Genomic DNA, 12,513 nt, shown 5'->3' with positions numbered 1-12,513 from the left:
GTCTAGAAGTCGGCGCCGCCCGCGGGCCGGCCGTGCGCCGGGGACTGCGGCACCAGGGCCGCCACGGAGTCCAGGAGTGCGCGCACAATCGGATAATCGGCCGGTATCCAGGGCAGGCCGAGGACAGCGGCACGGTCCTCCAGCCGGATCCAGCGCAGTTCGTCGTGGTCTTCAAGCGGCGCAGGTTCGCCGCTGGCCACCTCGGCGAACCAGACCCTCATGCTGGCCCGGTCGTTGAGCGGCCAGCCGGCCGGTGCCTCCGCGGGCAGCTCCGCTCCCAGCCGCACACCGATTCCCAGCTCCTCGGCCAGTTCCCGCACCAGCGCCGCTTCGGGAGCCTCGCCGGGTTCCACCTTGCCGCCTGGGAACTCCCACAGCCCGGCCAAATGCTCCGGAGCGCTCCGGCGTGCCACCAACAACGCCTCCGGGTCGCCCAGCTTGTCCACTATTGCTCCGCCAACCACCTGTATCAGTCCAGCCACCGGCCCATTCTATGGGCCACAATGGAACGGGCCCGGAACAGCATCCCCGCCATGGGGAATAGTGGCTGGCCGCCCAGGGTTTGCCCCACTGTCCGGACCTTCCTGCCCCATTGCCGTGGCGTCCGTCCCCTTCCCGGTTCCACCATCAGAAAAGCAGGCATATGAGCAGCGTCCTCTCCCCGTCCACGGCAGCCCGCACCAAGACCCCCAACGTCGGCATGGCCATCTTTGCCCTGGCCATGGGCGGCGTGGGCATCGGCGTCACCGAATTCACCATGATGGGCCTGCTGAAGGAGGTGGAGCAGGGCCTGGGGATCAGCACCCCCGAGGCCGGGCACCTGATCTCCGCCTATGCACTGGGAGTGGTGGTGGGGGCTCCGCTGCTGGCCGCCATCGGTGCCAAGCTGCCCCGCAAGAGGCTGGCCCTGGGCCTCCTGCTGTTCTTCACGGTGGCCAACCTGACCTCTTTCATGGCCCCCGACTACGGGTCGATGCTCGTATCGCGCTTCGCCGCCGGACTGCCCCACGGAGCGTTCTTTGGAGTCGCGGCCGTCATCGCAGCGTCCCTGGTTCCGCCCACCCGCCGGGGCTGGGCCATCTCGATGGTCATGGCCGGGCTCAGCGTCTCCAACGTGGTGGGCGTACCGTTCGCGACCTGGCTGGGCCAAACCTTCGGCTGGCGCCTGCTGTTTGTCCTGGTGGGTGCCATTGGCCTGCTGGCACTGCTCATGGTGTGGAAGTTCGTACCGTTCCAAGCCGCGCACCCGGACGCCAGCATCCGCCGTGAACTCGGCGCACTTAAGCGGCTCCAGGTCTGGCTGGCGCTCCTGGTGGGCATCGTGGGCTTCGGCGGCTTCTTCGCCACCTACACGTACATCGCGCACACCATGACGTCAGTAGCAGGCATCCCGACCGCATGGATCCCCCTGGTGGTGGCGCTGTACGGCCTCGGGATGGTCGCCGGGAACATCGTGGGCGGCAGGTTGGCCGACAAATCGGTCATGGGCACCCTCTACCGGGTCCTCCCGGCCATTGCCCTGGCCCTGGTCGTCTATGCCCTCGCCGCCCACTGGCCGTGGAGTGCCATGGTGATGGTGTTCGTGGTGGGGGCATCCGGCTCCATGCTGATCCCGGCCCTCCAGACCCGCCTCCTCGATGCCTCCCCCGATGCACCGTCGCTGGCATCCTCCCTCAACCATGCCGCGCTGAATGTCGCCAACGCACTCGGCGCCTTCCTCGGGGGCGTGGTCATCGCGCTGGGGTGGGGCTTCGTCGCCCCCGCGCTGGTGGGCGCTGTCCTCGCGGTCCTCGGCCTCGGCGTCGCCCTGCTCAGTGGACTGCTGGAGCGCAAGAGGCCCCTTGCGGCCTGAGCCGGGGCGGTCCCGGTGCCGGCGGTCCCATTGCCGGTGCGGCATTGGACAGACCGCCTGTGACGGGTCCTAACGATGCGGCAACGCCCGCTTTGGGGCTACTGACTTTGCCGGGTGCGTATGTTAGCTTGAGCCTCATCGGGACTATTAATCCCGGTCACAATAAGGAGGAGACATGGGTTTTCTTGCTTGGATTATTTTGGGCCTGATTGTCGGGGCCATCGTTAAGGCCGTTATGCCCGGACGGGTCGGCGGCGGCTGGGTCACCAGCCTTATCCTGGGTGTCGTTGGAGCCATCGTTGGCGGCTGGATTGGCAGCCTCCTGTTCAACAAGGGCGATCTTGCCTTCTTCGACCTCGGCACCTGGATTCTCGCTATCGTCGGCGGCCTGGTTGTCGCCGGCATCTACGGAGCCGTCACCGGACGCGGAAAAGCCACCCGCGCACCCTGATTAATCCGTCCAGCAACACTCAACGGGCCCCGGATTTCCGGGGCCTTTCTTTGTGCCCGGGCGCACTCTCCGAGTCAGTCCCGGGCCGGCGGTGCGGGGCGGCGCTGGGAACGGGCGCTGGCGTAGAGGCATACGGTGGCCGCCGTTCCAAGGTTGAGGCTTTCGGCCGCGCCGTACACCGGAACCGCCACCCGGTGGTCTGCCAGTCCAAGCTCCTCTTCGGAGAGTCCCTGGGCCTCATTCCCAAAGAACCAGGCGGTCGGTGCAGCGAGGTCGTATTCAGAGGCGGGGCCGGCTCCGGTGAGCCTGCGGCGGGCGTTCTCGTCCTGCAGGACGTCGAGGTCCAACTGCCCGTATCCGTCGGCCGCCAGGATGCCGATGCCGCGGGCCTTGCATTCCGCGGCCAGTTCCGCCGGGTCCGCGGCAAGGACCACGGGAAGGTGGAAGAGCGACCCCGCGGTGGAGCGGACGGCCTTGGGATTGTAGATATCGACGCTGGAGGTGGTGAAAACCACGGCGTCGGCGCCTGCCGAATCGGCTGCGCGCAGGACCGTGCCGGCGTTCCCGGGGTCCCTGACCTGGCACAGCACGGCAATCAGGCGTGGAGCGGCGTCGAGCACGTCCGTCAGGCCGACGTCCACGAACCGGCAGACGGCGACGATGCCCTGCGGATTGACGGTGTCCGCCATCGCCGCCAGGACCTCGTCGGTGGCCAGCCGGGCGTTGGTGCCTTCGGCAAGTTCTTCGAATTCGGGGAAACGGTCAAGGCAGCTTTCGCTGGCGAAGACCTCGGTGACAATCCCCTCGGCACCGGCTGCAAGGCGCTGCTGGTGGAGTTTGAGGGCTTCCCGGACCGCCTGCGGCCCCTCGGCAAGGAACTGGCCACGCTTTAAACGGGCCGGGCGCCCTGCAAGCTTTGACACGTCCCTGACCCGATCGGCTCGGGGGTTGGACAGTGGAAGATCTTGCGGGCGCCCGGATTCGTTCATACAAGAACTGTAGTAGCTGACGCTTCCAGTTCCTGAACTGGCCCCTCAGGCGAGGGGCGGCAGCGGCTGCTAGGCTGCGGCAACCTTCTTGGCGGAGGTGTCTGCCGGCAGGGAGTCCTTGGCCACCTGGACCAGTGCGGCGAAGGCGTTGGCGTCAGAGACGGCAAGCTCGGCCAGCATGCGGCGGTCAACCTCGACCTCGGCGGCCTTCAGGCCCTGGATGAGGCGGTTGTAGGTGAGGCCATTGGCGCGGGAGGCAGCGTTGATGCGCTGGATCCACAGGCGGCGGAAGTCGCCCTTCTTCTTCTTGCGGTCACCGTAGCTGTACACAAACGAGTGCAGCAGCTGCTCTTTGGCCTTGCGGTACAGGCGCGAACGCTGTCCGCGGTAACCCTTCGCCCGTTCAAGAACAACCCGGCGCTTCTTGTGGGCGTTGACCGCCCTCTTCACACGTGCCACGTGCGTACTCCTTCGAAAATCTGATCCCAAGCATCTGTTGCCGGTGTTCCGGCGGCCTGAGAAGGCTGTTTGGCAGGTGACGGACCACCGGCGGGCGGTCCATCAATAAACTTGGAAACTAGATGCCGAGCATCTTCCGGATGACCTTGGCGTCGCCCTTGAAGACGATCTTGTCGCCGGCGAGGCGGCGGGTCAGGCGGCTGGACTTGTGCTCCAGGTAGTGGCGGCGGTTGGCCTGCTGGCGGCGCAGCTTGCCGCTGCCGGTCAGCTTGAAGCGCTTCTTAGCACCACTGTGGGTCTTCATCTTCGGCATGGGAACCGATCTCCTTACGTTTCTGCGGGCCCGGGGGCCGGCAGTTCTATCGCGCAGCCACCCCCGCGGGCAGCATGCTGGTTGCTGACTGCCGGAGCATGCCCGGCAGCTGTGAACTAGTTGGTCTTCTTACCGGCCGGCTTCGGCACTGCCTTGGGGGCAGGGCGTGCAGCAGGCTTCGGTGCAGCCGGCCTGGCCACCGGCTTGGGCGGCGCAGGGACACCGGCCGGCTTCGGCGCAGCCGCTTCCGGCTTGGCCGCAGCTGCAGGCTTGGGCGCAGGCGCGGCGGCCTTCGGTGCAGCAGGAGCCTTCGGCGCTTCCTGCTTGGGAGCCGGAGCCTTGGGGGCTTCCTGCTTCGGAGCCTCCTGCTTCGGCGCTTCCTGCTCAGGAGCGGCAGCAGGCACTTCAGCCGGTGCCTTCTCCGCGGCAGTTGCCTCCGGCTCGGTGGAAACGGTGAAGCCTTCCGGCAGGAGGTCCGCCAGTGACTGCGTCATGGGGGTCTGGTCCTGGCCGGAGGTATCAACGCGTCCTGCAGCCTTGGCTTCGTTCTGGGCCTTGGCCTCGGCCCGCTGGGTTGCCCGGCGCGCCTCCGCCTTGGCCTCAGCCTTGTTCTTCAGCGGGCCAACCACCATGACCATGTTGCGGCCGTCGATGCGGGGGCTGGACTCCACCACGCCGACTTCGGCGACGTCATCCGCGAAGCGCTGGAGCAGGCGGATGCCCATCTCCGGACGCTGCTGCTCGCGGCCACGGAACTGGATCATGGCCTTGACCTTGTCCCCGGCACCGAGGAAGCGCAGGGCGTGGCCGCGCTTGGTCTCGTAGTCGTGGGTGTCGATCTTCAGGCGGAAGCGGATTTCCTTCAGAACAGTGTTCGTCTGGTTCTTCCGAGCCTCACGTGCCTTGACCGCGGCCTCGTACTTGTACTTGCCGAAGTCCATCAGCTTGCACACCGGAGGCTTCGCCTGAGGTGCAACTTCAACGAGATCAAGGTCGGACTCGGCAGCCAGGCGCAGGGCATCCTCAATACGGACGATTCCTACCTGTTCACCTGCAGGGCCGACCAGCCGCACCTCGGGGACGCGGATACGCTCATTGATTCTTGGCTCGCTAATGTTAAAGCTCCTGTGTTTGTTGTTGAGTCCGGCAAATGAAGAAGGCCCCCAATTGCCGGAGCAATCGAAGGCCTCAAAGAGGTTGGACCGGCAACCCGCAAAGGGCTGCACGTGCACAGTCCCGGCAAAATGCCAGCCCATGCCCAACCAGGTACCCGGCAACCTTGCGTCCGCGCGGGTTCCAGAGGAACGGGCGGGACAACGGCTGACGCGGGTGGGAGAGAACTCCGCTTGCAAACTGGATGCCATTCTACAGAGAAAATTCCCGCCAACGCCGCGAAGCGCTGCTGGGAACCTGGCCGTTGAGGACAATCCCTGAAATAACGAGATCCAGTCGGTCTGTGTCAAGCTTACCAGTATGAGCACCCCAGACAGTAATTCATACGTCTTCGAGCCCGGCGACGCAGGCGCAGACGTTTCACAGCAGATCCGCGACATCTCCGAAGTTCCCGCCATCGAGGTCATCACCACGGCGGCCGTGCACCTGATGAGCGCCGCAGCGGTGAAGCTTGGCCTGGCCGCGGAGGACAACGCAGCCGAACTCAAGGACCTCGACGAGGCCCGGAAGCTGATCACGGCACTGGCCGGCCTCGTGACCGCGGCTGCCCCGGAGATCGGATCCCAGCACGCCGGACCCTTGCGCGACGGCCTGCGGTCCCTGCAGTTGGCCTTCCGCGAAGAGTCGCTGATTCCGGATGCACCGGGCAAGGGCCCGGGCGAAAAGTACACCGGGGCAGTGAACTAAAGCCCAACTCCCCCAAGCACCGCCCGACGGCGGGACGTTTCCTTTGCGGGCCGTCCCGCCGTCGTGCGTTAACCCCCATCCATTGCTCCGTACCTGCCGTTTTGCGGGGCCAAAACGGCAGGTACGGAGCACTCGATGAAGGGGCTCGTATCAGTACGCGGTTTTGCGGCGGCGCTGCTGGAGCGCAAGGCCAACGAGGCAGAGCACCACGCCCGCGGCTCCGACGGACACGAAACCGCCCGAAGGGCCCATGACGTCGATGAAGATCCCGGCCAGCGGCGAGCCGAACGCTACTCCGGCGGTCAGCGCGGAGCCGTACCAGCCCATCGCCTCCCCGCGCCGCTCCTCGGACACCAGGTCGGCCACTTTCTCGGAGGCGGCGGACAGCACGGGGGCGCACAGCAGTCCGGGCAGGATGGAGACGAGGGCCAGCGTCCAGGTGTCGTGGGCGAAGGCCATGGGCAGGGTCAGGGCGGCCATGCCGAGCAGCAGAAAGATCGGCGGGATGGGCCGGTGCATGGCCCCGTAGATCAGGCCGCCCACCACGGAGGCGGCGCACCAGAAGACGAAGACGATCCCGATCTCGCCCTGGTGGCCGCCGATTTCCAGTGCGGCGACGATGCCGACGTCGGTGCCGCTGAGGACCATTCCGGCGCCCGCGGCTACGGCGAAGAGGGCTGCGACTGTTGCGGTGAACCAGGAGAAGCCGCCGGCCAGCTTTCCCCGGAGGCCCTGCGCGGTGCTGGTGGCAGCCCCGGCGGGCGCCAGTTCGGCAGCAGCTTCCTGCACATGCGCCGGGGCCGTGGACAGCACCGCGGCCTCGGCGGCATGCTGCTCATCTTCCGCGCATTCCAGGCTCAGGGCCTCGCTGCGGGTGGGCGGGTTGAACCACATGAGGAACAGGCCGGCCAGTGATGTTGAAACGCCCACCACAGTGAGTCCTGCGGTGGTGTAGCCACTGGTGGCCACAACGGCGCCTGCGGCCGGGCCGATCATGAAGACCACTTCCGTGGTGATGGCGTCGAGGGCGAACGCGGTGCGGCGCTGCTCGCCCTCCGCCAGGACGCCCAGGGATTGCCGGACCACGCTGAAGATGGGGAGCGTGAGCAGGCCGCCTACAAAGACCAGCGGAAGGAGCCACTGGTAGGACACGTGCGGCACAACCGACCAGATCACCGTCTCGGAGATCACCGATGGGATGAGCGCGGTCCGCAGCCCCACGGTGTCCACGCGCCTGCCACGCCACGGTGCACCGAGTGCAATGCCGATGGTCATGACGGCAGCGGCGGCTCCGGCGGCTGCGTATCCCTGGCCCAGGGTGAGGACGATGTGCAGGGTGAGCAGAACGCCGGCAGCCGAGTGCGGGATACGGGCCACCATGCCCACCAGCAGCAGCCGGCGGATGGGCCGGACGGCAAGCAACTCCCGGTAGAGAGCGAAATTCACGAAAGCGGTCCTTCAGGATGCGCCGCAGCCCCGGCGGGGATCACCCATCAGGCTGGCGGCTGGTCGGGAGCGCGCCTCAGTTTGATTTCAAGGGAATCGACGCGCTCCCCAAACAATACATTCCGGGACCACTCCGCCTGCAGGCCTGCTACCAGTTCCTGAACACCGGCCGCGTCCAGGCCGTCCTCGAGGTACAGCACCACCTGCAATTCCGGCCCAGTACCGCCACCGGGGACGATGGTCCCGTCGGCAGCCAGGGTGGCCACTCCCCTGCCAGGCAGCAGCTCGACGCCGCGGACGGCCGCGAAACCAGAAGCGGCACTGCCCATTTCGGCGGCCAGATCCCTGTCACCGTAGGAGGGGGTCCAGCCGTGCTGCTTGGCGAGGGCCCAGACGCCGGGCCGGCGCACCACGAACGTCACATCCGCGCCCGGGTCCAGCACCAGGAGTTCCGCCCCTTCGGCGACCGCGGAGAGCGCCGCCCGGGCGGCATAGACGGCTACCGGGCGGGCGTCTGGATGCCATGCGGCCAGCGCGGCCGCTGACGTGAATGCCGGCAGTGCGGTCCTGCCGTCGGCGGCCTTGAGCGTCACCAATGCCATGTCCGCCTGCTTGTCCGCGTGCAGCCCATGTTCGGTGGCGGCCTCTTCGGCCAACTGGGCCACGATGGGAATGAAGACGCGGGCCGTGGCCAGTGCGGCAACGACGTCCGCCTCGTCGCCCCGCCCCTCCCGGAGGGCGGCAATTGCGGCGAGATAGCCGGCGTCGGCCGTTCCGTCGTCGTCCTCGAAGTTGTGGATTTTCGCATCATCCCCGGCGAGGCTGCGGCCGGCCCATGGCTGGCCCGCGGAATCCGTGGCACCGCCGGCGCCGGCCAGCGCCGCCGCGATGTGGCCGGGCAGTTGGCGGGCGGGAGGGCTTTGCGGTTCTTCGGAGCTGGGCATGGCCGGGCTGCTTCCCCGGGCCTAGCGGCGGCCGGCGACGTCGAGGGCTTCGGGCAGCGTGAAGGCACCGGCATAGAGTGCCTTGCCCACAATGGCGCCTTCGACGCCGAGGGGGACAAGCGAGCGGAGGACCTTGAGGTCGTCGAGGCTGGAAATGCCGCCGGACGCCACCACGGGCTTACCGGTCTTCTCCACCATCTGGCGCAGCAGTTCAACGTTGGGGCCCTGCAAAGTGCCGTCCTTGGTCACATCCGTGACCACGTAGCGGGCACAGCCGGCCTCCTCCAGGCGGCCCAGGACGTCCCACAGGTCCCCGCCTTCCTTCGTCCAGCCTCGGCCGGCCAGGGTGGTGCCCCGGACGTCAAGGCCGACGGCGATCTTGTCGCCGAAGCGCTCGATGGCCCGTGCGGTCCAGTCGGGGTTTTCCAGTGCCGCGGTCCCCAGGTTGACCCGGGCGACGCCCAGGTCAAGCGCTGCCTCCAGGGTTTCGTCGTCGCGGAGGCCGCCCGAGAGCTCCACCTTGATGTCCAGCCTGCCCACCACCTCGCGGAGCAGGTCGGCGTTGGAACCGCGTCCGAAGGCTGCGTCCAGGTCAACCAGGTGGACCCATTCGGCACCCTGCTGCTGCCAGTTCAACGCAGCCTCGAGCGGTGTTCCGTAACTGGTTTCGCTGCCCGCCTCGCCCTGGACCAGCCGGACGGCCTGGCCGTTGACGACGTCGACGGCGGGCAGGAGTTCAAGTACCGGCAGGTCATGTGCGGTGGTCATACTCATCCTCGGTGTTGGTTCTTCGGTTAGGACTAAAACGGGGCCGCCCGGTGGCGTCAATGCTCCGTGCCGCCCCTGGACGGTCAATTACCCGGCAGCGTGAGCAGGTAGGCGGCAACCAGTGCCATGGCAGCCAGGACATAGAACGACACCTGGAGCCACAGGGGCCTGGCCTGCTGCCGGAACGAAATGCCGCCGCCAATCAGCAGGCCGGCGAGGCCCATCAGGAGTACGGACCACATCTAGGCGACACTGCCGGCGTTCGCCGGGGCACCGGAACCAGCGGCGTCCGGCCTGCGCAGGCCCTCCACCCAGTTGCGCAGGAGCCGCGCGCCGGCATCTCCGGATTTTTCGGGGTGGAACTGGGTTGCGCAGAGCGGGCCGTTTTCGACGGCGGCGATGAACGGGCCGCCGTGCTCGGACCAGGTCACCAGGGGCGGTGCCATCCGCGGCTGGATGACGTCGAAGTTCCACTCCTGCACGCCGTAGGAGTGCACGAAATAGAACCGTTCGTTTTCGACGCCGGCAAAGAGCTTTGAGCCTTCAGGGACCTTGACGGTGTTCCAGCCCATGTGCGGTACGACCTCAGCCGGAAGTGCCTCCACCTTTCCGGGCCATTCACCGATGCCCTGGGCTTCGGTGCCGTGTTCCACGCCGGCTTCGAACAGGACCTGCAGGCCAACGCAGATGCCAAGCACCGGACGTCCGCCGGCCACGCGCCGGCCGATGAGCCGGATGCCGTCCACGGCTTTGAGTTCGCGCATCACGGTTTCGAACGCGCCGACGCCGGGCACCACCAGGCCGTCCGCGTTCAGGACATCCTCCGGTTTGGCGCTCAGGATCACTTCCGCGCCGGCGCGCTCGAGGGCGCGTACCGCGGACCTGACGTTCCCGGAACCGTAGTCAAGCACCGTGACGGTGGGCTTGCCCTCGGGTGACGGCAGCCTGCGCGACGCCGAGGGGTCGATGATTGCCCCGTCCCTCAGTTCCTGGCCACTCACAGCGCACCCTTGGTGGAGGGAATGCCCTCAACCCTGGGGTCGGGTTCGACGGCGGCGCGGAGGGCGCGGGCAAAGGCTTTGAATTGGGCTTCAACGATGTGGTGGGGGTCCCGGCCGGCCAGCACGTTCATGTGCAGACAGATGCCGGCGTGCAGCGTGATGGCTTCAAACACATGCCGGGTCAGGGAGCCGGTGAAGTGGCCGCCAATGAGGTGGTATTCCTGGCCGGCGGGCTCACCGCCGTGCACCAGGTAGGGGCGGCCGGAAACGTCCACCACTGCGTTCGCCAGGGCCTCGTCCAGCGGCACCGTGGCCTCACCGAACCGGCGAATGCCCGCTTTGTTGCCGAGGGCGGTCCGCAGGACTTCACCGAAGGTGATGGCGACGTCCTCAACGGTGTGGTGGACGTCGATGTGGGTGTCCCCGGTGGCCTTGACCGTCATGTCGATCAACGAGTGCTTGCACAGGGCCGTCAGCATGTGGTCGTAGAACGGCACCGAGGTGTCGATGTCCGAGACTCCCGTGCCGTCCAGGTTGATCTCCACGAGTACGGAGGACTCGCTGGTGGCACGCTCCATGCGGGCGGTCCGGGCTGCAGCCGTATTCGATCCGGTTGAACTCATGGTGAAGGGATCCTTTGTGGGAGAAGAAGTGGTTCAAGGCGTCCAGCGCCGCAATATCCAGTCTAGGCGTGAAGCGCGGCGTGGCCGGCAAGGATGCGTTCCAGGGAGGCCAGGAACGCTGTGGTTTCCGCCTCAGTGCCCGCCGTAACCCGGAGGTGGCCGGGGATGCCCACATCCCGGATGAGCACGCCGGCGTCAAGGAGTTCCTGCCAAACCTGGTGCGGGTTTTCCAGGCCGCCGAAAAACACGTAGTTGGAGTCCGACGCTGCGGGCTTAAGTCCCATCCGGATCAGCTCGGCCACGATGCGGTCCCGCTGCTTCTTGATGTCCTGGACGTCGGCCATCAGCGCTTCGCGGTGTTCAAGGGCCGCAAGGGCGGTGGCCTGGGTGATGGCGGACAGGTGGTACGGCAGGCGCACCAGCCGCAGGGCATCGGCCACCTCGGGGGCGGCGGCCATATAGCCGAGCCGTGCACCGGCCAGGGCGAAGGCCTTGCTCATGGTGCGGGAGACGATGAGCCGCTCACGGCCGGGCAGGAGCGTCAGTGCGCTGGGCGTTCCGTCGTGTGCGAACTCGTGATAGGCCTCATCGACGATGACGATGGCCTGGCTGTCCGCGCCGGCGTCGTAGACAGCTTCCACGACGTCCAGTCCGAGCCCGGTCCCGGTGGGATTGTTGGGCGAGCAGAGGAACACGATGTTCGGCTGGAGTTCCTTGACCTGGCGCGCGGCGGACTCGGCGCTGAGGTCATAGCCTTCCGCGCGTTCCCCGGTGATGTACTGCGTGTCCGTTCCGCTGGCCAGCAACGGGTACATGGAGTACGTGGGCGGGAAACCGAGGGCGGTGCGGCCCGGGCCGCCAAACGCCTGGAGGATCTGCTGCAGGACCTCATTCGAACCGTTCGCTGCCCACAGGTTGGTTTCGTCGAGCCCATGCCCGAGGTATTCCGCCAGGGCCTTACGCAGCGCCGTGAACTCGCGGTCCGGGTAGCGATTGAGGCCCGCGGCGGCTTCCGTAACGGCAGCGCTAATGGCTGCCCGCACATCGGCGGGAACACCATGGGTGTTTTCGTTGACGTTCAGCAGGATGGGGACGTCCAGCTGGGGGGCCCCATAGGGAGTCAGGCCGCGAAGGTTGCTGCGGAGGGGAAGCCGGTTCAGACGTTCTAGCTGCTGGTTCACCTGAACAGTTTAGTTGCCGCGGCAACCGCCGGAAAATGTGACGGTTGCCGCCCAGCCCCGGCAGCCCACTCAGTGCGTGGGAACGAACAGCTGCTGGCCCGGAAGGACGGTGCCGGCGTCGAGGTTGTTGAGCTGGACGATGTCTGCCACGACGTCGCGGGCGTCCCGGTCCGGCGCAACCGTACCGGCAATGGCCCACAAAGACTGTCCGGGCTGTACCGTCACCGTAACGGTGGGGGTCACTGCGAGGTCCGCGGCCGAGTCCGAGGCCTTGGCCGGGGAATGGAAAAACCCGGCGAGTGACAGCAGGAGAACAGCCAGGACTACGAGCGGAACCCCGATCAGGACGATCCTCCCCCGGCGGGTCAGCCGCAGGGGTGCAGACGAAGGTGAAACCTGGTGAAGTGATAAAGCTGACATGAACTAAGCCCTCCTGGACTTGCCGTGCTGCCCGGGTGTCCGCCCGCCAACGCCCTTGCCGTTCCATACCGCCGCCGCGCAATCTTCCGGCCGCGTATTCGAAGGAGGCATCTACTGGTTAGAACACATATTCGAACTTTGCTGATTTAGTTTTAGCACCTATCAACGAACATTGTCGAGACTCGCTAGAACAAATGTTTGAAAAA

The 12,513-nt window shown here is 66.8% G+C and carries 16 protein-coding genes; 3 read left to right on the top strand and 13 right to left on the bottom strand.

The annotated features are described in order from the left end of the window. Window positions 1-2: 2 nt before the first annotated feature. Complete coding sequence (locus ACFVTD_RS07730) at window positions 3-482, bottom strand: (deoxy)nucleoside triphosphate pyrophosphohydrolase (RefSeq protein WP_387560434.1); 480 nt, start codon at window positions 480-482, stop codon at window positions 3-5. A gap of 161 nt (window positions 483-643) precedes the next feature. Between ACFVTD_RS07730 and ACFVTD_RS07725 the strand changes: the two genes are divergently transcribed. Both ACFVTD_RS07725 and ACFVTD_RS07720 read left to right on the top strand, forming a co-directional pair. After that, the gene (locus tag ACFVTD_RS07725; protein ID WP_387560431.1) at window positions 644-1,852 is read left to right on the top strand and encodes an MFS transporter; all 1,209 of its coding nucleotides are present in this window, start codon (window positions 644-646) and stop codon (window positions 1,850-1,852) included. A 175-nt stretch (window positions 1,853-2,027) separates the two neighbouring features. Further along, entirely contained in the window at window positions 2,028-2,303 is a 276-nt protein-coding gene (locus ACFVTD_RS07720; protein ID WP_141160945.1) for a GlsB/YeaQ/YmgE family stress response membrane protein, read from the top strand. Between the two features lie 74 nt (window positions 2,304-2,377). Here the strand turns inward: ACFVTD_RS07720 and ACFVTD_RS07715 are convergent, their stop codons facing one another. From ACFVTD_RS07715 to infC, 4 genes are all read right to left on the bottom strand, one after another. Next, window positions 2,378-3,292, bottom strand: a complete 915-nt coding sequence (locus ACFVTD_RS07715; RefSeq protein WP_387560428.1) for a TrmH family RNA methyltransferase — start codon at window positions 3,290-3,292, stop codon at window positions 2,378-2,380. Window positions 3,293-3,361: 69 nt separating this feature from the next. Continuing rightward, window positions 3,362-3,751, bottom strand: a complete 390-nt coding sequence (gene rplT, locus ACFVTD_RS07710; RefSeq protein ID WP_018763610.1) for a 50S ribosomal protein L20 — start codon at window positions 3,749-3,751, stop codon at window positions 3,362-3,364. 118 nt (window positions 3,752-3,869) lie between these two features. Beyond that, window positions 3,870-4,064: a 50S ribosomal protein L35 gene (gene rpmI / locus ACFVTD_RS07705; protein WP_009358635.1), complete on the bottom strand. Its 195-nt coding sequence runs from the start codon at window positions 4,062-4,064 to the stop codon at window positions 3,870-3,872. A 116-nt stretch (window positions 4,065-4,180) separates the two neighbouring features. Further along, window positions 4,181-5,137, bottom strand: coding sequence for a translation initiation factor IF-3 (infC, locus tag ACFVTD_RS07700; protein WP_387560425.1), 957 nt, complete (start codon window positions 5,135-5,137; stop codon window positions 4,181-4,183). Window positions 5,138-5,537: 400 nt separating this feature from the next. Between infC and ACFVTD_RS07695 the strand changes: the two genes are divergently transcribed. Beyond that, window positions 5,538-5,924: a DUF1844 domain-containing protein gene (locus ACFVTD_RS07695; protein ID WP_056338291.1), complete on the top strand. Its 387-nt coding sequence runs from the start codon at window positions 5,538-5,540 to the stop codon at window positions 5,922-5,924. A gap of 150 nt (window positions 5,925-6,074) precedes the next feature. Here ACFVTD_RS07695 and ACFVTD_RS07690 read toward each other — a convergent pair whose 3' ends face one another. The 8 genes from ACFVTD_RS07690 to ACFVTD_RS07655 all read right to left on the bottom strand — a co-directional run bounded on the left by ACFVTD_RS07690 (window position 6,075) and on the right by ACFVTD_RS07655 (window position 12,307). Next, window positions 6,075-7,370 carry an MFS transporter gene (locus tag ACFVTD_RS07690; protein WP_387560421.1) on the bottom strand — a complete coding sequence of 432 codons (1,296 nt, stop codon included), beginning with the start codon at window positions 7,368-7,370 and terminating at the stop codon, window positions 6,075-6,077. A 47-nt stretch (window positions 7,371-7,417) separates the two neighbouring features. Continuing rightward, window positions 7,418-8,314 carry an SseB family protein gene (locus ACFVTD_RS07685; protein WP_387560418.1) on the bottom strand — a complete coding sequence of 299 codons (897 nt, stop codon included), beginning with the start codon at window positions 8,312-8,314 and terminating at the stop codon, window positions 7,418-7,420. A gap of 21 nt (window positions 8,315-8,335) precedes the next feature. Beyond that, window positions 8,336-9,082 (bottom strand): bifunctional 1-(5-phosphoribosyl)-5-((5-phosphoribosylamino)methylideneamino)imidazole-4-carboxamide isomerase/phosphoribosylanthranilate isomerase PriA, encoded by a 747-nt coding sequence (gene priA / locus ACFVTD_RS07680; protein ID WP_141160950.1) that lies wholly within the window; start codon window positions 9,080-9,082, stop codon window positions 8,336-8,338. Between the two features lie 83 nt (window positions 9,083-9,165). Next, window positions 9,166-9,324, bottom strand: a complete 159-nt coding sequence (locus ACFVTD_RS07675; protein WP_387560416.1) for a hypothetical protein — start codon at window positions 9,322-9,324, stop codon at window positions 9,166-9,168. Next, complete coding sequence (hisH, locus tag ACFVTD_RS07670; RefSeq protein WP_387560414.1) at window positions 9,325-10,083, bottom strand: imidazole glycerol phosphate synthase subunit HisH; 759 nt, start codon at window positions 10,081-10,083, stop codon at window positions 9,325-9,327. Continuing rightward, window positions 10,080-10,706 (bottom strand): imidazoleglycerol-phosphate dehydratase HisB, encoded by a 627-nt coding sequence (gene hisB / locus ACFVTD_RS07665; protein WP_141160952.1) that lies wholly within the window; start codon window positions 10,704-10,706, stop codon window positions 10,080-10,082. The genes hisH and hisB overlap by 4 nt, the downstream gene beginning before the upstream one ends. Before the next feature lie 62 nt (window positions 10,707-10,768). Next, complete coding sequence (locus ACFVTD_RS07660; RefSeq protein ID WP_387560411.1) at window positions 10,769-11,887, bottom strand: histidinol-phosphate transaminase; 1,119 nt, start codon at window positions 11,885-11,887, stop codon at window positions 10,769-10,771. 69 nt (window positions 11,888-11,956) lie between these two features. Next, entirely contained in the window at window positions 11,957-12,307 is a 351-nt protein-coding gene (locus ACFVTD_RS07655; RefSeq protein WP_307492918.1) for a LysM peptidoglycan-binding domain-containing protein, read from the bottom strand. Window positions 12,308-12,513: the final 206 nt, after the last annotated feature.

The sequence above is a fragment of the Pseudarthrobacter sp. NPDC058119 genome (assembly GCF_042884655.1).
GTDB lineage: Bacteria > Actinomycetota > Actinomycetes > Actinomycetales > Micrococcaceae > Arthrobacter.
This window is presented reverse-complemented; position numbering and strand designations above follow the sequence as displayed.

Excerpts from the sequence above, each read along its gene's own strand:
- ACFVTD_RS07725 (WP_387560431.1), top strand. The coding sequence starts at position 644 with ATGAGCAGCGTCCTCTCCCCGTCCACGGCAGCCCGCACCAAGACCCCC.
- ACFVTD_RS07720 (WP_141160945.1), top strand. The coding sequence starts at position 2,028 with ATGGGTTTTCTTGCTTGGATTATTTTGGGCCTGATTGTCGGGGCCATC.
- ACFVTD_RS07715 (WP_387560428.1), bottom strand. The coding sequence starts at position 3,292 with ATGAACGAATCCGGGCGCCCGCAAGATCTTCCACTGTCCAACCCCCGA.
- rpmI (WP_009358635.1), bottom strand. The coding sequence starts at position 4,064 with ATGCCGAAGATGAAGACCCACAGTGGTGCTAAGAAGCGCTTCAAGCTG.
- ACFVTD_RS07695 (WP_056338291.1), top strand. The coding sequence starts at position 5,538 with ATGAGCACCCCAGACAGTAATTCATACGTCTTCGAGCCCGGCGACGCA.
- ACFVTD_RS07685 (WP_387560418.1), bottom strand. The coding sequence starts at position 8,314 with ATGCCCAGCTCCGAAGAACCGCAAAGCCCTCCCGCCCGCCAACTGCCC.
- priA (WP_141160950.1), bottom strand. The coding sequence starts at position 9,082 with ATGACCACCGCACATGACCTGCCGGTACTTGAACTCCTGCCCGCCGTC.
- ACFVTD_RS07675 (WP_387560416.1), bottom strand. The coding sequence starts at position 9,324 with ATGTGGTCCGTACTCCTGATGGGCCTCGCCGGCCTGCTGATTGGCGGC.
- hisB (WP_141160952.1), bottom strand. The coding sequence starts at position 10,706 with ATGAGTTCAACCGGATCGAATACGGCTGCAGCCCGGACCGCCCGCATG.
- ACFVTD_RS07655 (WP_307492918.1), bottom strand. The coding sequence starts at position 12,307 with ATGTCAGCTTTATCACTTCACCAGGTTTCACCTTCGTCTGCACCCCTG.